This window comes from Caulobacter sp. DMC95 (assembly GCF_056313785.1).
Genome location: NZ_JBQUZP010000008.1, coordinates 69614 through 90088, shown reverse-complemented (window position 1 = coordinate 90088; position 20475 = coordinate 69614). Strand labels below are relative to the sequence as shown.

The 20475-nt window shown below is 68.5% G+C and carries 22 protein-coding genes and 1 tRNA gene; 8 read left to right on the top strand and 15 right to left on the bottom strand.

Going from position 1 to position 20475, the window contains the following annotated elements; all coding sequences use genetic code 11:
• Positions 1-151 precede the first annotated feature (151 nt).
• From ACT53N_RS17440 to ACT53N_RS17430, 3 genes are all read right to left on the bottom strand, one after another.
• Positions 152-490: a YciI family protein gene (locus ACT53N_RS17440; protein WP_476065061.1), complete on the bottom strand. Its 339-nt coding sequence runs from the start codon at positions 488-490 to the stop codon at positions 152-154.
• A 67-nt stretch (positions 491-557) separates the two neighbouring features.
• Positions 558-632: transfer RNA gene (locus tag ACT53N_RS17435), tRNA-Gly, on the bottom strand.
• Between the two features lie 68 nt (positions 633-700).
• Entirely contained in the window at positions 701-2578 is a 1878-nt protein-coding gene (locus ACT53N_RS17430; RefSeq protein WP_476065060.1) for a glycoside hydrolase family 9 protein, read from the bottom strand.
• A 154-nt stretch (positions 2579-2732) separates the two neighbouring features.
• On the opposite strand from ACT53N_RS17430, the gene ACT53N_RS17425 reads away from it, so the two are divergent.
• On the top strand, positions 2733-4292 hold the full coding sequence (locus ACT53N_RS17425) for a DUF885 domain-containing protein (RefSeq protein WP_476065059.1): 1560 nt from the start codon (positions 2733-2735) through the stop codon (positions 4290-4292).
• A gap of 60 nt (positions 4293-4352) precedes the next feature.
• Here the strand turns inward: ACT53N_RS17425 and ACT53N_RS17420 are convergent, their stop codons facing one another.
• The 5 genes from ACT53N_RS17420 to ACT53N_RS17400 all read right to left on the bottom strand — a co-directional run bounded on the left by ACT53N_RS17420 (position 4353) and on the right by ACT53N_RS17400 (position 8850).
• Positions 4353-4700, bottom strand: a complete 348-nt coding sequence (locus tag ACT53N_RS17420) for an EF-hand domain-containing protein (protein ID WP_476065058.1) — start codon at positions 4698-4700, stop codon at positions 4353-4355.
• Between the two features lie 109 nt (positions 4701-4809).
• Positions 4810-5748, bottom strand: coding sequence for a prephenate/arogenate dehydrogenase family protein (locus tag ACT53N_RS17415; RefSeq protein ID WP_476065057.1), 939 nt, complete (start codon positions 5746-5748; stop codon positions 4810-4812).
• A 6-nt stretch (positions 5749-5754) separates the two neighbouring features.
• Entirely contained in the window at positions 5755-6876 is a 1122-nt protein-coding gene (gene hisC, locus ACT53N_RS17410; protein ID WP_476065056.1) for a histidinol-phosphate transaminase, read from the bottom strand.
• A gap of 44 nt (positions 6877-6920) precedes the next feature.
• Positions 6921-7721 carry a chorismate mutase gene (locus tag ACT53N_RS17405; protein WP_476065055.1) on the bottom strand — a complete coding sequence of 267 codons (801 nt, stop codon included), beginning with the start codon at positions 7719-7721 and terminating at the stop codon, positions 6921-6923.
• A 103-nt stretch (positions 7722-7824) separates the two neighbouring features.
• Positions 7825-8850 (bottom strand): DUF2125 domain-containing protein, encoded by a 1026-nt coding sequence (locus ACT53N_RS17400; protein WP_476065054.1) that lies wholly within the window; start codon positions 8848-8850, stop codon positions 7825-7827.
• Positions 8851-8878: 28 nt separating this feature from the next.
• Between ACT53N_RS17400 and ACT53N_RS17395 the strand changes: the two genes are divergently transcribed.
• A complete protein-coding gene (locus ACT53N_RS17395; protein ID WP_476065053.1) occupies positions 8879-9424 on the top strand; it encodes a gamma-glutamylcyclotransferase in 546 nt (181 codons plus the stop codon).
• Here the strand turns inward: ACT53N_RS17395 and ACT53N_RS17390 are convergent.
• Genes ACT53N_RS17390 through ftsE form a run of 4 tightly spaced genes read right to left on the bottom strand, consistent with a single transcriptional unit; the run spans position 9421 to position 12339 of the window.
• On the bottom strand, positions 9421-10131 hold the full coding sequence (locus ACT53N_RS17390) for a lysophospholipid acyltransferase family protein (RefSeq protein ID WP_476065052.1): 711 nt from the start codon (positions 10129-10131) through the stop codon (positions 9421-9423). The genes ACT53N_RS17395 and ACT53N_RS17390 overlap by 4 nt on opposite strands.
• Positions 10128-10745, bottom strand: coding sequence for a YdcF family protein (locus tag ACT53N_RS17385; RefSeq protein WP_476065051.1), 618 nt, complete (start codon positions 10743-10745; stop codon positions 10128-10130). The genes ACT53N_RS17390 and ACT53N_RS17385 overlap by 4 nt, the downstream gene beginning before the upstream one ends.
• Positions 10742-11635, bottom strand: coding sequence for a cell division protein FtsX (locus ACT53N_RS17380; protein ID WP_476065050.1), 894 nt, complete (start codon positions 11633-11635; stop codon positions 10742-10744). The genes ACT53N_RS17385 and ACT53N_RS17380 overlap by 4 nt, the downstream gene beginning before the upstream one ends.
• A complete protein-coding gene (ftsE, locus tag ACT53N_RS17375; RefSeq protein ID WP_476065049.1) occupies positions 11632-12339 on the bottom strand; it encodes a cell division ATP-binding protein FtsE in 708 nt (235 codons plus the stop codon). Before ftsE ends, ACT53N_RS17380 begins: the two co-directional genes overlap by 4 nt.
• Positions 12340-12397: 58 nt before the next feature.
• On the opposite strand from ftsE, the gene ACT53N_RS17370 reads away from it, so the two are divergent.
• Both ACT53N_RS17370 and ACT53N_RS17365 read left to right on the top strand, forming a co-directional pair.
• The gene (locus ACT53N_RS17370) at positions 12398-13348 is read left to right on the top strand and encodes an MJ0042-type zinc finger domain-containing protein (RefSeq protein ID WP_476065048.1); all 951 of its coding nucleotides are present in this window, start codon (positions 12398-12400) and stop codon (positions 13346-13348) included.
• Complete coding sequence (locus ACT53N_RS17365) at positions 13290-13871, top strand: phosphoribosyltransferase (protein ID WP_310212240.1); 582 nt, start codon at positions 13290-13292, stop codon at positions 13869-13871. The genes ACT53N_RS17370 and ACT53N_RS17365 overlap by 59 nt, the downstream gene beginning before the upstream one ends.
• Positions 13872-14009: 138 nt before the next feature.
• Here ACT53N_RS17365 and lysA read toward each other — a convergent pair whose 3' ends face one another.
• The 3 genes from lysA to argH are packed head-to-tail and all read right to left on the bottom strand — an operon-like array spanning position 14010 to position 17002.
• Positions 14010-15275 (bottom strand): diaminopimelate decarboxylase, encoded by a 1266-nt coding sequence (gene lysA, locus ACT53N_RS17360; protein WP_476065047.1) that lies wholly within the window; start codon positions 15273-15275, stop codon positions 14010-14012.
• A 9-nt stretch (positions 15276-15284) separates the two neighbouring features.
• Positions 15285-15605, bottom strand: a complete 321-nt coding sequence (locus ACT53N_RS17355; RefSeq protein ID WP_268068023.1) for a hypothetical protein — start codon at positions 15603-15605, stop codon at positions 15285-15287.
• Positions 15584-17002 (bottom strand): argininosuccinate lyase, encoded by a 1419-nt coding sequence (gene argH / locus ACT53N_RS17350; protein WP_476065046.1) that lies wholly within the window; start codon positions 17000-17002, stop codon positions 15584-15586. The genes ACT53N_RS17355 and argH overlap by 22 nt, the downstream gene beginning before the upstream one ends.
• Between argH and ACT53N_RS17345 the strand changes: the two genes are divergently transcribed.
• The 4 genes from ACT53N_RS17345 to ACT53N_RS17330 all read left to right on the top strand — a co-directional run bounded on the left by ACT53N_RS17345 (position 17003) and on the right by ACT53N_RS17330 (position 20468).
• Positions 17003-17635: a TlpA family protein disulfide reductase gene (locus tag ACT53N_RS17345; RefSeq protein WP_476065045.1), complete on the top strand. Its 633-nt coding sequence runs from the start codon at positions 17003-17005 to the stop codon at positions 17633-17635. It begins immediately after the preceding gene.
• Positions 17632-18360, top strand: a complete 729-nt coding sequence (locus ACT53N_RS17340) for a GNAT family N-acetyltransferase (RefSeq protein WP_476065044.1) — start codon at positions 17632-17634, stop codon at positions 18358-18360. Before ACT53N_RS17345 ends, ACT53N_RS17340 begins: the two co-directional genes overlap by 4 nt.
• A gap of 204 nt (positions 18361-18564) precedes the next feature.
• Positions 18565-19803: an acyltransferase family protein gene (locus ACT53N_RS17335; RefSeq protein WP_476065043.1), complete on the top strand. Its 1239-nt coding sequence runs from the start codon at positions 18565-18567 to the stop codon at positions 19801-19803.
• A gap of 17 nt (positions 19804-19820) precedes the next feature.
• A complete protein-coding gene (locus ACT53N_RS17330) occupies positions 19821-20468 on the top strand; it encodes a hypothetical protein (protein WP_476065141.1) in 648 nt (215 codons plus the stop codon).
• Positions 20469-20475 lie beyond the last annotated feature (7 nt).

Here is a 20475-nt window from a genome sequence, read left to right as displayed (position 1 = left end):
TCCAGATCGAAGGAGCCCGCCCGGTTTGTCCGGGCGGGCTTTTTCGTGGTCCTAGAGCAAAATGCGCAATTCATGAATCGCGTCTCGCTCTAGGTTTCTATTTTCGCGTCGTTTTTGCGGAAAACCTGTCCCCACTTTTCCGCACGATGCTCTAGCTGGCCGGATCGTACATGAACTCGCGGAGTTCCTGATCGCACTGGCAGGCGGCGGCCAGCTTGCTCGCCCAGGCGATCGCGGCGTCGCGAGAGGGCAGCTCCAAGATGGTGAAGCCGCCGTCCAGATGGCTTCCCGGGTAGACGTCCAGCGAAACCGCGCCATCCGCCGACACCCGCACAGGCGCGACCCCCTCATGGATCCCGCCGCCAAACACATAGACCCCGGCCGCCTTGGCTTCGGCGATCACCGCGCGGGCGGCGTCTCCGACGGCGGGTAGGTCCTCGGGCGAAACCTGCATGGCGGCGCTCGGGAAAGAGATCAGGTACTTGGTCATGCCTCCAGCATGCGCGATCGCGCGCGATGTGGGGAGAGCCCATCAGCGATTGATTGTGGGAAGCGGCTGGAGCGGGCGAGGGGAATCGAACCCCTGACATTCAGCTTGGGAAGCTGACGTTCTACCTCTGAACTACGCCCGCTCAGAGGACGCCCCGTTTAGCCCGGGACGTCCTGGTACTCAAGCGACTATCCCTTGCTCCAAACGCGATCAGCGGGCGGTGTCGTCGAGGAAGGCCGAGACCCAGACCAGCGGTGCGTTCCAGTTGATGGCGACTTCGTTCTGGGTGAACGAGCGGTAGTCGTCGATCCAGCAGGTCTGCGGTCGGCACTTGCCCTTCATTTCGCTGGCTACGGGGTCGCTCATGTTGGTCGAGTTGGGACCGCCCGAGAGCACGCCCGACGGCGGGGCGGGATAGGCGGGATCGGCCTGCTTGGCCCAGAAGCGGTGGTGCGGGTGGCGCATCGGTCGGGCGCCAAAGCCGGTGACATAAGACTGGTCCAGCGGGTTGCGGCCCAGCACATAGTCCATCGCGTCGACCGCGCCGTAGCGATAGGCGGCCTCGCCCGTGAAGTCGTGGGCCAGGCCCAGCACCAGCGCGCGGTTCAGCACCGACGAATTCGAACCCCAAGGGTAGCCGGGCGCGGCGTAGGGCAGGGCGTAACCCTGGCTGACGTCGTCGGACAGGTGCTTGCCTGCTGTGGCCACCAGATTGGCGCGGGCCTTGGCGGTCTCGGCGGGCTTCAGGCCGTTCGGCACGAGGGCCAGGGTGATGGTCCCCAGCGCGCCGACGCTGTTCCAGCCGATGTCGCCGGTCGGACGTGTTCCTTCGCTGGGCGAGGCCAGGAACAGCGGCGAGGCCCGCAGGGCCGTCTCGTAGGCCGTCTCGCCGGTGGTGGCGTAGAGTTCGGCGGCCGCCCAGTAGACCTCATCGGTCAGGTCTCCGTCGCCATAGCCGCCGGAGCCTGTAAAGGGGCCGATGGCGTAGATGTTCGGATGGCGCTGGGCGGCGGCGAAGGCGCGGCGGGCGGCGTCCAGGCACTTGGCCGAGAAGCCGGGATCGATGTCCTTCCAAAGGCGCGCAGCCTGGGCCGCGACGGCGGCGAGGTTCAGCGTCGCGCCGGTGGTCGGATAGTAGAGATAGCGCACCTGCTTGTCGTCGGCGGGCGCTGTCGGCAGGGCCGTCCAGTAGCGGTCCGCCAACTTCTGGTGCGCCATGCCCGAGGCGTCGATGGCGGTCAGCGCCAGCTTGCCGTCGCCGGGACGCTGATTGCCCACCGGAACCTGCAGGGTCTTGCCCTCGGGGACCTGCATGGCCAGCAGGAAGTCGAGCTGGAAGCGGACCTCGTCCAACAGATCCGGGACGCCGTTGCCGGCCTCGGGCAGGGCCAGGGCGCGGTCCCCGAACGCGGCGAGGGCGGCGGGACGCTTCAGAAGGGCGGCGCGCTCCCAGGCGTTGAGAAGCGTCCAAGCCGAGATGCCGCCGTTGACCACGTACTTGCCGTGATCGCCGGCGTCGTACCAGCCGCGGCTGGCGTCCAGCGTATAGTCGCAGCCGGGCCAGACCTGCCCGCGCTCATCGGCCTGGTCAAAGCAGGTGGCCTTATCTGGGGCGTGGCCTGCGGGACGCGCCAGGTCAGGACGCTCGACGTAACGGGCCTCGATCGGGACGCTGGCGCGCTGCTGATAGAAGAAGGACATCGCCGCCCGGGTCAGGCGCCCGTCAGGCTTGGCCTTGATGGCGAAGGCGCGCGACTCGGCGGCGCCGACCTTGAGGCGGTAGCCGTCGCCCGCCTTGCGGAACCCGGAGAGGTCGATCTGGTGGACGTGCTCGCCCGAGGCCTTGTCGTCGCCAAAGACCACGGTCTTGCCCTTGGCGATCGCGGCGCCGCTGGCGTCGAGCAGCAGCCAGTCCAGCGGGGTCTTCGAAGGGGCGGCGAGAACGGCGCGCTTGGGGCCCTGGGCTTCAAAGCCTGTCTGATTGAGCCGGATCGGACGCGGTGTGTCGTCAGCGAGCGCCGCGCTGGCCAGGGCCAGGGTCGAGACAAGCGAAAGGGCGGCCAGGCGGATCATCAACGCTTCCTCCATGGCGCGTCGGCGCGCGCCTTGGCGACAAGCTAGCGGCGGAGCGACAGCGTTGTCACGAGCTTTGTTAGCGGTATCGGTTGGGGCAAGGCATGAGGTGGCTAGACACCGGTGTCAGGTGGCATAGACAGGAGGGACAGATCTTCGGGAGGATCCCATGCTCAGCCGTCGCCAAGCGCTCGCGGGCGCCGCCGCCGTCGGGGCGACCCTGGCGAAAGGCGAGGCCATGGCGCAAGCGTCAAGCGACGCCGCGTTGAAGGCGCTGCTCGACAAGCTAGCCAAGGGCGCGGGAGCGCCGGCCGGCCGTCTGGCGGTGTTGAAGGCTTTTCCTGCCGAGGAGCTGTCCGCCAACGCCCGCCTCGATCGCGACGCCGTCCTTCAAGCCTATGAGACCGAGGCCGAACTGGCGCGCCGTTTTCCTTTTGGCGCTTCGGCGACCGCCCCCTATGCGGTCACCCCGCGCGCGGGGTGGTGGACGAATGTTCCCGAGGCGCTTCGAGTCGGAGGGGACGCGCCATCAGTCCTGGCCGCCAGGCTTAAGGTCGATACGCAGAAAATCCGCGCCGACGCCGCGCTCGGGGTGATCCCGCCGGCCTTTGTGATCGACAAGACCATCGCCAGTATCGCCAAGGTCGCTACAGGAGCGAGCGGCGAACTCGCCGCTGAACTGGCTCGCCAGAGCGATGTGCTTCTCGCGCTCAAGCCGCAGGCGGGCGACGGCGCGGGCGTGCGCTTCAAGGATGCGGACCTCTACTACGCCCTGGTGCTGAAACTGAACACAGGCATGGCCATCTCGCCCGCCGAGGCCCACGCCCGAGGCCTTGACGCCGCGCGTCGGTTCAGCGCTCGAGCGGACGCCCTGCTGCGCGCGCAGGGGCTGACCAAAGGGAGCGTGGGCGCGCGCCTGACGGCTCTGTCACGTGACCCGCGGTACCTATATGCCGACGATAACGCCGGCCGCGACCAGCTGGTGGCCGACATGAACGGCTGGCTTGAGAAGGCCAAGACCCGCCTGCAGCTGTCCTTCGGGGCCATCCCGAAGGGGGCTTGGACGGCTGTGGTCGCGCGGATGTCGGCGGCCGACGAGGCGGCTGCGCGGCAGGGTTATCGCACCCCGCCCAGTTTCGACGGCGCGCGACCGGGGACCTATTTCGTCGATCTGGCCGCCATCCGCAGCCGGCCTCGCTGGACCCTGGCCAGCGTCGCGCATCACGAGTGCGTTCCAGGCCACATGCTTCAGACCCCGATGGAGGAGGGCGCGGGCGCGCATCCGCTGCGCACGCGCCTCGCGTGTCCGGGATTCAGCGAGGGCTGGGCGATCTACGCCGAACAGCTGGCTGACGAGGAGGGCGCGTTCGTGGGCGATCCCCTGGTCGAGCTCGGCTATCTCCAGTGGATGTTGTTCCGGGCCGGACGGCTGGTGGTCGACACGGGCCTGCACGCCAAGGGCTGGAGCCGGGCCAAGGCCGAGGCCTGGTTCACCGACCTGCAGGGGCCTCCGCCAGTCTTTGCGCCCATCGCTCAGGATGTGGAGCGCGCCGCCATCGGGCCAGGAAGCGTTGCGGGACAGGGCCTATTGTGGCTGGGATTGGTGGAGCTCCGCGCCGCGGCGCGACGTCGCCAGGGCAAGGACTTCGACCTGAAGGCCTTCCACGACGCCGTGCTGTGGCCCGGGACCCTGCCGCTGGCGATGTTGCGCGCCCGGGTTCTGGACTGAAAACGAAGAACGCCGCCCGGTGGGCTGACCGGGCGGCGTTCGACGTTGCGCCGAAGAGGCTTAGTTCTGCGGCGGAGCGCCTTCCGGCGGCGGGCCCGGAGGCGGGCCTTCGCCCTGCTGCATCCGGCGCTGGCGCATGGTCTCGAACGCCGTCTTCAGTTCGTCGATCGTGATCTTGCCGTCCTTGTTGCCGTCAATCATGGCGAAGCGGTCTTCGGGGCGGCCAGCGCCCGTCCATTCGGACTTGTCGACGGCGCCGTCGCTATTGGCGTCCCAGCGCTTGAAGACGTCTTCCGGCGCAGGCATGCCGCGCGGCGGCCCTGGGGGCGGACCGTCCTGCTGGGCCATGGCGGCGCCAGCGGCCAAGGTGGTGAGCGAAGCGAGCGCGACGAAGAGCGTGCGGCGCATGTGAGGCGATTCCTTCCGGGGCTATGTCCCTGGACGGCGTGAGTGGGCCTCTTTTGTTGCGGCGGTGTTTCGCAAATGAGGCCCTCCCAAGATCGGAGAGCCCGGGGCGTCAGTGCTTACCGCGATCGCGGCCGAAGTTGGGTTCGGCGCTCTCCTGGCCCGCCGCCACGATGCCGCGACGGATGGCGCGGGTGCGGGTGAAGTGGGCGTGCAGGGTGTCGGCGTCGCCCCAGCGGATGGCGCGGCTCATGGCCTGCAGGTCCTCGGTGAAGCGGCCCAGCATCTCCAGCACCGCGTCCTTATTGGCCACGAAGATGTCGCGCCACATGGTGGGATCGCTGGCGGCGATGCGGGTGAAGTCGCGGAAGCCCGAGGCCGAGTACTTGATGACCTCGTTCTCGGTGACGTTCTCAAGGTCGGCCGCGCTGCCGACGATGGTGTAGGCGATCAGGTGGGGCAGGTGGGACACGACGGCCAAGACGAGGTCGTGGTGCTTCTCGTCCATCAGCTCGACCTGGGCCCCAAAGGCGCGCCAGAAGGCCGACAGCTTGGCGACGGCGGCGGCGTAGTGCTCGTCGTCGCTCTCGAAGGGGGTGAGGATCGTCCAGCGGTTCTCGAACAGCTCGGCGAAGCCGGCGTCGGGACCCGACTGCTCGGTGCCAGCGATCGGATGGCCCGGGATGGCGAAGATCTTCGACAGATCCTGGGCCCGGAAGGCCTCGGCCACATTTCCCTTGGTGGAGCCCACGTCGGTCAGGGTTGCGCCTGGCTTCATAGCTGGGATCACCACGCTGGCCAGTTCGGGCACCGATAGCACGGGCGTGGCGATGACCACGAGGTCGGCGTCCTTCACGGCCTCGGCGATGTCGCCGGTGACGTGCTCGGCGATGGCAAGCTCAGTCACGCGGGCGCGGTGGGCCTCGCTGGCGTCGGCGACGGTGATCTCACCGACCACGCCCTGCTGGCGCGCCGCGCGGATGACCGAGCCGCCGATCAGGCCGCAGCCGATCACGGTGAGCTTGGGGTAGAGGACGCCGGGGTTAGGCATGGATCTCTAGCGCCCCATGAACTGGGACAGGAGCTCGACCACGGCCCGGTTCTGCTCTTCCAGTCCGATCGTGATGCGGATCGCGTTGGGCAGGTTGTAGTTGCCAACGGCCCTGACGAGGTAGCCCTTCGAGGCGAGGAAAGCCTCGGCTTCCGGGGCCGTCTTGCCCGGCGTGGTCGGGAAGCTCGCCAAGACAAAGTTGGCCGCCGACGGCGTCACTTCCAGGCCAAGCCCGCCCAGCTGCTGGGCCAGCCACGGGCGCCACTGCTCGACCAGGGCGCGCGAGCGGTCCTGGAAGTCGTCGTCGAACAGCGCCGCGACCGCCGCTTCCTGCGCGGGGATCGAGGTGTTGAACGGCGGGCGGATGCGTTCGATCGGCGCGATGATGTGCTCAGGCGCATAGCCCCAGCCGACGCGCAGGGCGGCCAGGCCGTGAATCTTCGAGAAGGTGCGCGTGACGATGACGTTCTCGGCCGTGCGGGCCAGCTCCAGCCCGTCCTCGAAGCGCGGGTCCGTGCAGAACTCGGCGTAGGCGCCGTCCAGCACCAGCACCACCGAGGGCGGCAGGCCCGCGTGCAGGGCGCGGATCTCCTCGCCGGTCAGCCAGGTGCCGGTCGGGTTGGCGGGGTTGGCGATGAAGACGAGGCGCGTGCGCTCATCGACGCACTTGATCACCTCGTCGACGTCGACGCGGTGGTTGACCTCCTTAGCCATGCGCACCTCGCCCTGGCAGGCGCGGGCGCCGATGGCGTAGGCGGCGAAGCCGTGCTCACCCTGGACGATGTTGTCGCCCGGCTCGAGATAGACCTGGCACAGCAGGGCGAAGATCTCGTCGCTGCCGTCGCCGAAGGTCAGGCGCTCAGGCTCCAGCTTGTAGCGCTCGGCCACGGCGGCGCGCAGGACGCCCGCCTTGCCGTCTGGATAGATGTGGAGGCGGTCGACCGCGTTGCGATAGGCCTCCTTGGCCTTGTCGCTGCTGCCCAGGATGTTCTCGTTGCTCGACAGTTTGACCGGATGGGCGACGCCCTCGACCTTGGATTTGCCGCCGACATAGGCGTGGATGTCCATGATCCCGGACTTGGGCATGGGACGCGGCGCGGCGAAGCGGTCGGGGGCGGAGGTGGTCATCGGGCTACTCGGTTGACGGATGTCTTGCGTGAGACGGCCGTCTCTTACACGTCGAACTGCTCCGGTGCAGCCCCGATGACCCCCGTAAGTTGGCCCGGCGCGCGCGCCAGGCGCGGGTCGTCAGCCTGGAAGAAGCCCGACAGCGAGAAAAGCTTCAGGCCGCCGGCGTCGGCGATCAGCTCAGCGGCCACGTCGGTCTGACTGAGGGCCTCGACAATGGCGCCGGCGCTCTTGGGCGAGTCGGTGACCCAGAAGGTCTGGTCGCCGCCGGTGGGCTCGACCTCGACCTCGGCTACGGCCAATGCAGCTTGGGAGCCCCAGGCGGCAAGGCAGGGCAGGGCGGCGAAGACCTTCAGCTTGGGCTCGGCCAGCAGGCGGCCCCACCAGGGCGTGTCGGACGAGAGCGGCAGGACGCCCACGCCCCAGGGCGTGCGGGCCACGGCCAGGGCGTCCTGGGCCGTCGGCAGCAGCGACAGGCGAGGCGCGGTTCCGAACCGAAGGCGGGTCAGTTCGACCGCTCGAGCCGGCTCGCGGCCGCCGAACACGCCCAGATGATAGGGGCCCTGGCGCGCCAGGTTGTCGGCCATGATCTCACGCCAGATGCGGATCACCAGCGCCGCGCTGGCGCCCTTGCGGGGCGAGGCAAGCAGTTTGCGGACGATCTGGGCCTCGCGGCCGGGGCGCAGGCCAAAGCCTGTGTCGCCCGAGGCGCGCTTGGCCGCCGCGACGGCGCCGGCCAGGCCGGCGCGCTCGTCGAGCAGTTTCAGCAGTTCACCGTCGATGGCGTCCAGCCGCCATCGGACCTCTTCGAGAGACGGCGTGGCCTCCGTCGCGTCGCTGCCCATGTTCTTCCCCGAAATTGGAGGGCGGACCATAGTCTTTGCCGCCAAACACGCAATAGCTAGCCTTCATGGGAAGAAAATTGCGTGATCGCTCCGATTTGCTCGATCAGTAGACGGTCGGCGCCGGCCCGGTGTCGATGGCGCCGAGATAGCTTCGGCCGTTGTCGAAGCGCAAATCCGCCTCGATCACCGGCTCCTGGCCCATCGCCTGGGCGGCGGCGGCCAGGGCCTGCTCAGGGGTTTGGATCGGCTGCGAAAGGTCGGCGCGCTCCTTGATCGCGACGCTCAGCAGGCCCGTCAGGCGGCCGTCGGCGTCGACGCCCAGCACGCCGGACTTGGCCTTGCCCTCGGCGTCGCCGGCCAGGATCTGGCTCTGCTTCACCGTGATCTGGCCGCCGGCCTCGCTCCAGCGCTTGACGGAGGCTTGCCAGTTGCGGCCGCGTAGCTGAGAAACATGGGTCAGATGCGTTTCCAGCAGCATCGAGGCGGTCTTGTCCTGGGCGATGCGGCCCAGCAGCCCGGGGAAAGCGGTCTTGGCTCCGTCCGCCTTGAAGAACACCGCGCCCTGGTCATCCGGACCGCCGCCGCGCACGTGCAGCTGCATCCGATCGGCCGACACCAGGGTGAACGGCTTGGCGTTCGGGGCCGGGACGAAGGTCAGTTTCGCACCTTCGATCGAGATGCGCGGCGGATACTCGGTCACGTGCGAGATGCTGGCGCGCAGCGCGTCTCCAGCAATGGTGACGTCGCCGGCCTCCGGACGGGTCAGCACCACGCCGTTCGGAGCGACCAGCACCCAGTGGGTGAGGTCGTAGACCGCCGCCTCGCCCTTCAACTGCGGCAGTCGCAGCGCCCAGCCCGTCGGTTCGGCGACCCGGACATCGGACATCTGGATATTCATCCGGAACGGGAAGCCCGAGAAGGTCCGCGCGCTCCACGACAGGTCATAGCCGCGCGACCGCAGATCCGCCGCCTGGGCGTCCATCCGCTGCTCGGCCTGGCCGCGCAACCAGATCCAGCCATAGCTCCAGGCGCCCGCCAGAATGGCGGCGAGGATGAAGGGCGCGAACAGACGGCTGCGTCGCGCCATTGCAGGGGCTTTGCGGGACGGGGCGGCGTCGTTATGGGTCATTCTAGGGCGCGTCCAGTCGGGATCGGTGATGAGTTCAGAGGGCGGTGAAGATCGCTGGGTGTTCGGATACGGATCGCTCATGTGGCGGCCCGGGTTCCCGTTCATAGACCGAAGAGCCGCCGTGCTCCACGGTCGGCGACGGGCGTTCTGCATCTATTCGGTGCATCATCGGGGCACCTATGAGCGCCCGGGCCTGGTGCTGGGTCTGGCGCCGGGCGGTTCGGTGCGCGGCATGGCCTATCGCGTCGCCGCCGCTGAGTGGGAAGGCGTCTACGCCTATCTGCGCGAGCGCGAACAGCCGACCGAGACCTATTTCGAGACCTGGCGAGATGTGAAGATCGATGCCGGCGTTCGCACGCCCGCCCTGGTCTTCCTGTCAGACATGAAGCACAGCCAATGGGCTGGAGCCCTGAGCCTTGAAGAGCAGGCCGCGCTGATCGCCGGCGCGGTGGGCCTGTCGGGGCCCAACATCGATTACCTGCGCGACCTCGTCATGCACCTGCACGAGGACGGCGTGCGCGATCACGCGATGGAAAAGCTGCTGAAGATGGTCGAGGCGCGGGAGGCGGCCTAGAGCCCCGCATCCTCCAGCGCCTTCGTTGCGCCGTCGATACGGGTCTGCAGTTCGCGCATGAACTCGCCGCGCTTCAGACCGGCGGGGATGGCAGGCAAGTACTCGAACACGATCGTGCCGGGTTGGATCAGGAAGCTCTTGTTCCAGTGCGAGCCGCAGTTCAGCGCCAGCGGCGTAACCGGCATGTTCAGTTCGCGATAGAGCGCAGCGATGCCGGGCTTGTAGTCGCCGGGCTCGCCGACCTTGCCGCGCGTACCTTCGGGGAAGATCACGATCTGACGGCTTTCCTTCATCCGGTCGACGGCGTCGCGGACAAGCTTCTTAAGCGCTGTGGAGTGTCCGTCGCGGTCCACGACGATCATCTCGGCTTTCAAGCCATGCCAGCCAAACAGCGGCACCATCAGCAGTTCCTTCTTCATCACGAAGCAGGCGTCGGGCAGCAGGGCGAACTGGCTGAACACGTCGAACATCGACTGGTGCTTGGCGGCGACCAAGGCCGGTCCGGTCGGGCGGTGCTCCTGGCCGCGTACCTCGACCTTCACGCCGGCCAGCAGGCGCAGACCCACGATGAGGCCCTTGGCCCAGGTGGTCAGGCACCAGGTATTGACGCGACGCGGCAGCGGCAGGACCAGCAGCATGCCGACGGCCCACGCGATCGACCACAGCCAGAACGCCAACTGGAAGAGAAACGAACGCAGATAGATCAAGACACTTCCTTCGCCGCCGGGGCGGCCTTGTCCTTCGGTCCCAGCCCCAGGAACGCTTCGCGGCCCAGAATCGCCAGGTACTTGCAGTACTCCACGATCATGCGCCGCGCGCTGACGCCGGTCTTCCACCAGCGATGGGCGTTCAGATCGGTCTTCACCGGATAGGGGTGCAGGGCCACATGCGGCATGGCGGCGCGCAACTCAAGCATCGACCGGGGCATGTGGTAGTCAGCGGTGACCACAATCAGGCTCTTATAGCCCTTGGAGCGCGCCCATTCGGCCGTCTCGCGGGCGTTGCCCACCGTGTTGGCGGCGGAAAAGCCTAGGTCGACGCAACAGTCATAGATCGGCTTCACCGCCTTGGTGACGGCCTGAATCTCCGCGCGGGTGGCCTCGCGATTGACGCCGGAGATCAGCAGACGCTGGCCCTTGCCTTCTTCCAGAAGCCGCGTCGCGGCCTCCAGTCGAAGCGTCGAGGCGCCGGTCAGGGCCACCACGCCGTCCGCGACGGGCGGCTCGGGCGCCGGGGTCGACTGGTCGACCCGCCCGGTGAACGCCAGGAGTCCAAGGCCCCAGATCATCAGGGCGATCAGCAAGGCGGCCAAGGTCTTCACGGCATCTCCCCCACGATGCGCGACGCCGCCAGACGGGCCGAGACGCCGGCGATCAGCGCCGCCAGCATCGGCGCGGGCAGGGCGGCCAGCAGGTCGATCCAGGCCAGCGGCAGCACTGGAACAACGCCCGCCCCGCCGCCGAAGTAGCGCGCGAGCGCCCCGATGATGGCCGCCCCGGCCCCGCCCAGCAACCCCGCCAGCGCGCCCATGGTCGCGAACCGGTTCTGGAACAGACCGGCGATGAAGCGCGCCTCGGCGCCTGAGAAGTGCAGCACCTCGATGACGTCGCGCCGCGCCGCCAGGCCTGCGCGGGTGGCGAAGGCGATCACCGCCGCCGTCGCGGCCGCGATCAAGGCGAAGACGCCCAGCGCCGCGAACCGGGCGATGTCCGCCGCGCGCTCGATATCGGCGATCCAGCGGCTGTGATCGTCCACCGTGGCGTCGATACCCGCCGCGCGGAGCGCGCGATCCAGGATGGCGGCGGTCGGCGGGGCTTTGGGATCCAACTCGAGCGTGACGAGCCGGGGCGTTGGCAGATCATCCACCAGGGCCTCGGTTCCGATCCAGGGCGCGAGCAGCGCCTCGGCCTTCTCGCGCGGCAGGGCCTGGGCCTCGACCACGCCGCGCACCCCGGCCAGGGTTTCGGCGGCGCGGGCGGCGGCGCTGTCGGGCGTCTCATTGACGCGGGCGCGGACGACCACCGTCGCCGAGCCGCTGAGCTGCGCTGTCCAACCGTGCGCGGCGCGGTTGGCCGCCAGGGCGGCGAAGGCGGTGAGGCAGGCCAGGAAGCACAGGACCGCGACGACGAACACCAAGGCCCCGTCGCGAGCGTCGCGCGGCGGCAGAAGTGGGCCGGGTTTCCAGCGCGAAACCTGGAAGAACTCGCTCATGGCCGGCCTCCCAGATCGACCACGCGGCCATGCTCCAGGTGCAGGGTCGGACGAGCGGCCCGCGCCACCAGGTCCTCGTCGTGGGTCGCGATCAGCACGGTGGTGCCCAGGCGGTTCAGCTCGACGAACAGGCGCAGCAGACGCAGCGACATGGCCGGATCGACATTGCCGGTCGGTTCGTCAGCCAGCAGCACGTCGGGCCGATCCACGACGGCGCGGGCGATGGCCAGGCGTTGCTTCTCGCCGCCCGACAGGGTGGCGGGCAGGGCGTGCATCCGCTCGCCCAGGCCCACCCAGTTCAAAAGCTCGGCGACGTCCTCGCGATAGGTGGCGGGCTTGCGGCCCAGGATCCGCAAGGGCAGGGCGGCGTTGTCGAAGACCGACAGGTGCTCCAGGAGCCGGAACTCCTGGAAGACCACGCCGATGCGCCGGCGCAGGAAGGGTAGGTCCGAGGCGTGGGTCAGGCTGACATCGCGGCCGAACAGCTCCACGCGACCCCGTGACGCACGGTGCGCCAGATAGATCAGCTTGAGCAGCGAGCTCTTGCCTGCTCCCGAAGCGCCGGTCAGGAAGTGAAACGACCCCGGCTCCAGGGAAAAGCTTATATCTCTGAGGGTTTCCGGCCCCCGCCCATAGCGCATCGACACGCCTTCGAAGCGGACCACCGGAAGGGCGTCATCGCCCTGTTCTGTGTCGATCCGCAAGGCGCGTCACTGGGCTTTCTGGACATCAGGGTTAAAATCAGCGACCCCATGAAGTCATGTGGGGTTCGTTCGATTCGCGGCCATGATACTGACCTGTCCGGAGTGCGCCAGCCGCTATTTCGTCGACGACTCCAAGGTCGGGCCGGAAGGCCGTGTCGTGCGTTGCGCCTCCTGCGGACACCGTTGGACCGCCCATCTCGAAGAGCCGCTGGACCTCTTCGACGAGCCTGAAGTTTCCGAAAACGAGACCCTGAGCGCGACGGCCGACGCGCCGGAGGAAGCTGTCGCCGAGGAGGCGGAGGAGCCGCCCGTCAGCGCCCTGCCAGGGGAAGAGCTGCCCAAGGTGTTCCGCGCCCGCGCCGACGCCGAACGCCGCTTGCGGGCGGCGACCGCGACGGGCGTGATCTGGGCGGGCATGGCCGCCGCCATGGCGGTGGTCGTGGTCGCCGCCCTGATCTTCCGGATCGATGTCGTTCGCATCATGCCCGGGTCCGCCGGCGCCTACGCCGCTGTCGGCCTGCCGGTGAACACGGTGGGCTTGATGATCGACGCCGGCAGCATCAAGGCTCAACCCTCGATGCAGGACGGCCACGCCGCCGTCACCATTACCGGCTCGATCCGCAACATCACCGAGCATGAGGTCATCGCGCCGCCCTTGCGCGTGGAGCTGCTGAGCAAGGAAAACAAACGCGTCGCCGGGCAACTGGCCGCCGCCTCGGACGCCAAGATCCCGCCCGGCGAGGTGCGGCACTTCTCGATCACCTTCCTGGATCCTCCGCGCACCGCCAAGGATCTGCAGATCGGCTTCGCGACCGAGCCGGGCGCGGCCAAGGCGGTCAAGGCCGCCCTGAAGAAGCCGGAAGGTCACGCCGGTGAGCCGGAAGTCGCCCTGCGCGGCGCTCAAGACGCCCCCGTCGCACACGAAGCGGCTGGACAGGAACCCCCGGGACATGAGAGCGGGGACCAAACGCCCCCTTCAGACTCTCACGAACCCGCCCATCATGAATGACCTCCCCAAGCCCGAAGTCCTGATCTCGGAAGCCGAGATCGCCGAACGGGTTCAGAAACTGGCCGAACAGATCGCGCCGCGCATCGACGATGACACCGTCGTGGTTTGCCTGCTGACGGGCGGCCTGTGGTTCGCCGCCGACCTGACACGCGCCCTGTGGAAGGCCGGACGCGACGTCCGCTTCGACGCCCTATGGCTGGCCTCCTATCACGACGAGCGCAAGAGCTCGGGCCGCTGCGAGGTCCGCGCCGACCTGCAGCGCCCGTTGGTCGGTCGCCGCGCCCTGGTCGTCGACGACGTGTTCGACACCGGCCTGTCGCTGTCGGAAGCTGCGCGCCTGGTGAAGGACGCCGGCGCCAGCGAGGTGCTGACCGCCGTCTTCGCCCGCAAGCCCTGGCCCAAGGATCGCGGCATGGACCCCGATTTCGTCGCCTGGGAGGCGCCCGCGCGCTATCTCGTGGGCTACGGCCTCGACGACGAGGGCAAGAGCCGGGGCCTGCCGTACATCGGCGCGATGGATTGATGTCTTCCTTCTCCTCTCCCGGGAGAAGGTTTCAGCGAAGCTGACGGGTGAGGGGCGTCTTGGCGTCGGCCACGCGACTCCTCACCCGATGCACTGCGTGGGCCACCCTCTCCCGCAAGGGGAGAGGGAAAGTTCAGATCACACCCAGTCCGGCACCAGATCCCGCGCCAAAATCTCGTCATAGGTCGGGCGCTTGCGGATCACCGCATAGCGGTCGCCGTCGACCAGCACCTCAGGGACCAGCGGGCGGGTGTTGTACTCGCTGGCCATCGCCGCGCCGTAGGCGCCCGCTGACATGAAGGCCACGAGGTCGCCGGCCGCGAACGGCGGTAGGGCGCGGTCGCGGGTGAAGGTGTCGCCGGTCTCGCAGACCGGACCGACCACGTCATAGACCGTCTCGCCGGAGCGCTGGGTCACCGGACGGATGTCGTGGAACGCGTCGTACATGGCCGGACGCACCAGATCGTTCATGGCCGCGTCGATGACCAGGAACTTGCGGCCCTCGGGGCGCTCGTGGACGTGGATCACTTCTGACACCAGGACGCCGGCGTTGGCGGCGATCACCCGGCCGGGCTCAAAGGCTAGGGTGACGGGTAGGCCGCGCGTGACCTCGCCGACCATGGCGGCGAACTCGGCCGGCGAGGGCGGTTCGGGGTGGTTGAAATAGGGCACGCCCAGCCCGCCGCCGAGATCGAGGCGCTCGACCGACAGGCCTTCGCCCAGCAGCTGCTCCACGAGGCCCCGCATCTTGGTGAAAGCCGCGCGCATGGGGGCCAGATCGGTGATCTGGCTGCCGATGTGGCAGGCCACGCCCACGGGCTGGAGGTTGGCGTTGTTGCTGGCGTTGGCGTAGAGGCGCGCGGCCTCGGCGAACGAGACCCCGAACTTGTTCTCGGACTTGCCGGTGGCGATCTTGGCGTGGCCGCCGGCCGCGACGTCCGGATTGACCCGGAAGGCGACCTTGGCCCGCACGCCCAGCTCGGCGGCGACGTCCGCGATCAGGTTGAGCTCAGGCTCGGACTCGACATTGATCTCGGCGACGCCGGCCTTCAGCGCGAAGGCGATCTCGCGCCGCGCCTTGCCGACGCCCGAGAAGACGATCCGCTCGCCGGGGATGCCGGCGGCCAGAGCGCGGCGGACCTCGCCCTCGGACACCGTGTCGGCGCCGGCGCCCAGGTCGCCGAGGACCTTCAGCACCGCGACGTTGGAATTGGCCTTCACCGCATAGGCGATCAGCGGATCGACAACGCCGGCGGCCGCCAGGGCGTCGCGGAACACGGTGAAGTGCCGCTCCAGGGTGGCGCGGCTGTACACATAGACCGGCGTGCCGACCTCGGCCGCGATCTTGGCCAGAGGCACGCCTTCGCAGGCCAGGCCCTCGGGGCCGTACTCGAAGTGGTTCAACGGAGTCTCTTAATTGGGCGTGGCGCCGGGGAAGCCGGCGGCGGACGGACCGCCGAAGGGATCCCGGGTGCCGGGCAGGGGTGCGGCGCGGATGGTGCGGTTGCTGGAGGCCGGGTCGCGGATCTCCTGGGCGCCGCCGGCGCGCGCCGGCTGGTTTGCTTGGGCCGAGGCCATGCGGCGCTCGGCGGCCCAGGCGGCCTTCTTCTGGGCGTCCCACAGCGGGGCGGGGCGTTCCAGCGCGCCCTGTTTGCCGCACGCGGCGGCCGTGACGGCCAGGGCGGCCAGGGCGAGGGTCGTCAGAGTGCGGCTCATGCCAGCTGTTCCTTCCAACGCGCGATCTGGGCGCGGACCTGGGCGGGGGCCGTCCCGCCATAGCTCATGCGGCTGGCCGCCGAGGCGGCCGGGGTCAGGACGGCGTAGACGTCGTTCGTGATCCGGGGCTCGATCGCCTGGAACTGCGCCAGTGAAAGATCCGCGAGATCGACGCCCAAGCCTTCGGCCGTCTTTACGGCGGAGCCTGTCACGTGGTGGGCGTCACGGAAAGGCATGTTCAGCGTCCGCACCAGCCAATCGGCCAGATCAGTGGCGGTGGAGAAGCCCGCGCCGGCCGCCTTGGCCATGTTCTCGGTGTTCGGGGTCAGGTCGGCGATCATGCCGGCCATGGCCAGCAGGCTCAGTTCCAGGGCGTCGAAGGCCTCGAAGGTCGGGACCTTATCCTCCTGCATGTCCTTGGAATAGGCCAGCGGCAGGCCCTTCATGACCACGGTCAGGGTGGTCAGCGAGCCCAGGATGCGGCCGACCTTGGCGCGGATCAGCTCGGCCGCGTCGGGGTTCTTCTTCTGCGGCATGATCGAGCTGCCGGTCGTGAAGGCGTCGGTCAGCTTGATGAAACCGAACATCGGCGTCGTCCACAGCACGATCTCTTCGGCCAGCCGCGACAGGTGCGTGGCGGTGATCGAGGCGGCCGACAGGGCTTCCAGGGCGAAGTCGCGCGAGGAGACGCTGTCCAGCGAGTTGGCGGTCGGGCGATCAAAGCCTAGAGCCGTCGCCGTCTGGTGGCGATCGATCGGGAAGGGCGAGCCGGCCAGGGCCGCCGCGCCCAGCGGGCACTCGTTCATCCGCGCGCGGGCGTCACGGAAACGGCTGGCGTCGCGGCCGAACATCTCGACATAGGCCATCAGGTGGTGGCCGAAGGTCACGGGCTGGGCCGGCTGCAGATGGGTGAAGCCCGGCATCAGGGCGTTGGCATAGGTCTCGGCCTGGGCCAGCAGCGCCTTCTGCAGCGCTTCCAGCTGGCCGACGGTACGGTCACAGGCGTCGCGGACCCAGAGGCGGAAGTCGACGGCCACCTGGTCGTTGCGAGAGCGGGCGGTGTGCAACCGGCCGGCCGTCGGGCCGATCAGTTCGCGCAGCCGCGCCTCGATATTCATGTGGATGTCTTCGTACTCGTCGCGGAACGGGAAGGTTCCCGACAGCAGTTCATCCTCGACGCGGGCGAGACCCTCCAGGATTTCCTCCCCGTCATGGCTTGAAATCACGCCCTGGTTCATCAACATCCGGGCGTGGGCGCGGGAGCCTGCCAGGTCCTGCGCCCACAGGCGCTTGTCGAAACCGATGGAGACGTTGATCGCCTGCATCAGTTCCGCCGGCTTGGCCGAGAACCGGCCGCCCCACATAGCTTGGCCCTGGCCGTTGGCCTTGGGCGTGTTGGAGGCGTTGTCGGTCATATGAACGAAGTCCAGTCGGGTCAAAGCGGCGAGGAAGCCAAGAAGCGTAATCCCATGAGACTGGCGCTGGCGGGCGTCATCCTCGTGGGCGTCGCGGCGGTTCTATACGTCATCGCGTCGGCTTCGTTCAAACCCTCTGGTCCCGCCGACCTTACAGAATTCAAGAAGGGCGCCTTCGAGAAGCTGGACGTGCCCGCCACGCCGCGTCCTGCGCCGACGACGGTCTTCACCTCGATGGACGGCAAGCCCGCAACCGTGGCCGATTTCAAGGGGCGTGTGGTGGTCATGAACCTGTGGGCGACCTGGTGCGCGCCGTGCAAGGCCGAGATGCCCACTCTGGCCAAGCTGCAGTCGGCCTACGCGACCCAGCCGGTGACGGTGCTGCCGATCAGCGTCGACCGCGACAGCGACCTGAACCTCGTCCGCGAAGAGATGGCGGCCAACCCGCCGCTCGTCACCTATCGCGACCCGTCCTACAAGCTGTCCTTCGACCTGCAGCCGCGCGCCCAGGGCTATCCGACCACGATCATCTATGACCGTCAGGGCCGCGAGCGCGCGCGCCTGGCCGGGCCGGCCGACTGGTCCGCGCCTGAGGTGCGGGGGATCGTCGAAAAGCTGCTGGCTGAGAAGTGATCGATCCGGCGCGGCTGGAGCCGCTGGCCGACGACGCCTGGCCCGCGCGCGAGCGGGCCGCTCTGGGCGACTGGCGGCTGAACGCGGCTTCGGGTCATTCCATGCGCATCAACGCCTGCTGGCCGCTGGGCGCGCCTGATCGTGACGTCGATGCGTCGATTGCAGCCGCAGAGGCTTGGCTGCAGGCGCGCGGCCTGCCGCCGCGGTTCAAGCTGACGGACGGGGTCTTCGCGCCGGCGGACCTCGATCGCCGGCTCGCCGCGCGCGGTTATGCGCCGACCAAGGAGACCTTGGTGATGCTGGGGCCGACGGGCGGGCAGGGGAGCGATCGCGTGGTCGTCTCGACGGCGCCCGACGACGCGTTCGAGACGGTGTTCACCGCCACCGCCGGGGATCCCGAGGACGGTCGCGAGCGCCTGGAGACCCTCCGACGCATCCCGGCGCCCGCACGGTTCGCGCGCCTGGACGTCAACGGCGCGCCGGCGGCGATCGGCGCCAGCGCCATCAGTAGCGGCTTCGCGGGGATCTTCGGCATGCGCACCGCCCCGGCCCATCGTCGCCAGGGTTTGGCCCGCCTGGTGCTACGCGCCCTGTTGGCCGAGGCGGCGACCTTGGGAGCCGATCGCGCCTGGCTACAGGTCGAGTCCGACAATGCACCCGCCATCGCGCTCTATGCCGATGAGGGTTTTCAACCCGCTTACCGGTATCGCTACTGGGCGCGCTGAGCGCCAGAACGTCTGTAAATTCAAACTACTAATCCGTGTCATCCCGGCCGCAGCGAAGCGGAGAGCCGGGACCCAGGGGCGACCTCACTGCGCTTGGCCCCTGGGGCCCTGGTCGGCTTCGCCGCCCGGGATGACAAGGTGCGAAAGGTCAGGCTTTGATAGACCAGTTTACAAAACAAACTTGTTGATCCATGGTGCGACCACTTGAGGAAGGGGAGCCAGCCCATGCACGCGCCGCTCAGCGCCACCGAACGATCGACGATCGCCGAGATCGGCGGTCGCAACGCCCCGATCGGTGCCTTGCGCGCCTTCATCACCTTGCTGGTGATCGCCCACCACACGGTGCTGGCCTACACGCCCAACTCGCCGCCCGTCGGCGACTTCAGCCAGACGCCGTACCTTTGGCAGGCCTTTCCCGTCCGCGACCCTCAGAAGTTCGAGCTGTTTGGTCTGCTGACGCTGATCAACGACCTCTTCTTCATGTCGCTGATGTTCTTCATCTCGGGGCTGTTCGTCGCCGACGGCTTGAAGGCCAAGGGCGAGGGCGGGTTCCTGGCGGGGCGCGTCGTGCGTCTCGGCGTTCCGTTCGTGTTCGCCGCCGGCCTGTTGGCGCCGCTGGCCTATTTTCCGGCCTGGCTGCAGGCGGGCGGGGACGTCTCCATCGCCGGCTTCGCCAGCGCCTGGCTCGACCTGCCGTCCTGGCCCAGCGGCCCGGCCTGGTTCCTTTGGGTGCTGCTCGTCTTCGGCGCGGCGGTCACGGCGATCAACCTCCTCGCGCCGGGCATGATCAAGGGCCTCGGGCGGCTGGTGCGCGGCGCTGATCGCAAGCCGGGCCTGTTCTTCCTGGGGCTCGTGATCGCCAGCGCCGTGGCCTACATCCCGATGAGCGCCACCTTCACCTTCATGCACTGGACGCAGGTGGGTCCCTTCACCGTGCAGACCTCGCGCGTGCTCCACTACTTCGTCTACTTCCTGGCCGGTGTCGCGGTCGGCGCGGCGGGCGTGGGCCAAGGACTGACCGATGCGGAGGGCAAGCTGGCCAAGCGCTGGTGGGCCTGGCAGGCCGCGCCCATCCTGCCCGTGATTGGGGTGATCGCGGTGGTGATCATGGCTTTCTCGCCCAAGCCGCCCCCGCGTCTGGCGCTGGATATCGGCGGCGGCGTGATGTTCGCTCTGGCTTGCGCCACTCTGTCGTTCGCGGCCCTGGCGACCTTCCTGCGGTTCGTGAAGAAGACCGGTCCGCTGGGGGCGAGCCTGCAGGCCAACGCCTACGGCATGTACCTGACCCACTATGTCTTCACGGCCTGGTTGGCCTGGCTGCTGCTGCACCAGGCCTGGGGCGGACTGGCCAAGGGCGTGGCGGTGTTTGTTGGGGCCACGGTCTTGAGCTGGATCCTGACCATGGCGCTACGCCGCCTGCCGCTGTTGGGCCGAATCCTGTGACCGTCCATGATGCCGCGCTGAGAGGGGCCAAGATGAGCAAAGACCTGAAGAGCGTCCAGGACGACCTGGCCTTCCTGCGCGGCCTTGCCGAGGGTTCGCAGGAGCGGGGCGGGCTAGGCGTCGCCGGCGGCGCGCTCTACGGCGCGGCCGGGCTGCTTTATGGGCTTCAGTCCCTGATCTATGTCATTCAGGAGCGCGGGCTGATTGGCCTTGGGAGCCTTGGCAACCAGATCCTGGCCTGGGCGCCGACGGTGATCTTCCTGGTGTTGATGATCATCGTCATCATCAAGGATCACAAGAACCCGCAGCGCGGCGTCACCAACCGGGCGGTCAACGCCGCCTTCCAGGCGACCGGCGTGGCGAACCTGGCCCTGATCATCGTCTTTGCGGCCGCCGCGGCGCGTCACAAGGACTTCCACTACTGGCTGTTCCATCCGGCGGTGGTGTTCATCCTACAGGGCGCGGTTTGGCAGGTGATCTATGTGCTGCGCCGTCGGATGTGGATGCTGGTCGTCGCCCTGGGCTGGCTGGTCTCGGGCGTGGCCATGGGCCTTCTGATCGAGCGAGCGGACCTCTACCTGCTGATCGCCAGTTTCGGCCTTTTCGCCTTCATGGCGGCCCCGGGCTTCTACATGATGCGCCAGGCCATGCGGTCGGCGGCCTGAGGCGTCC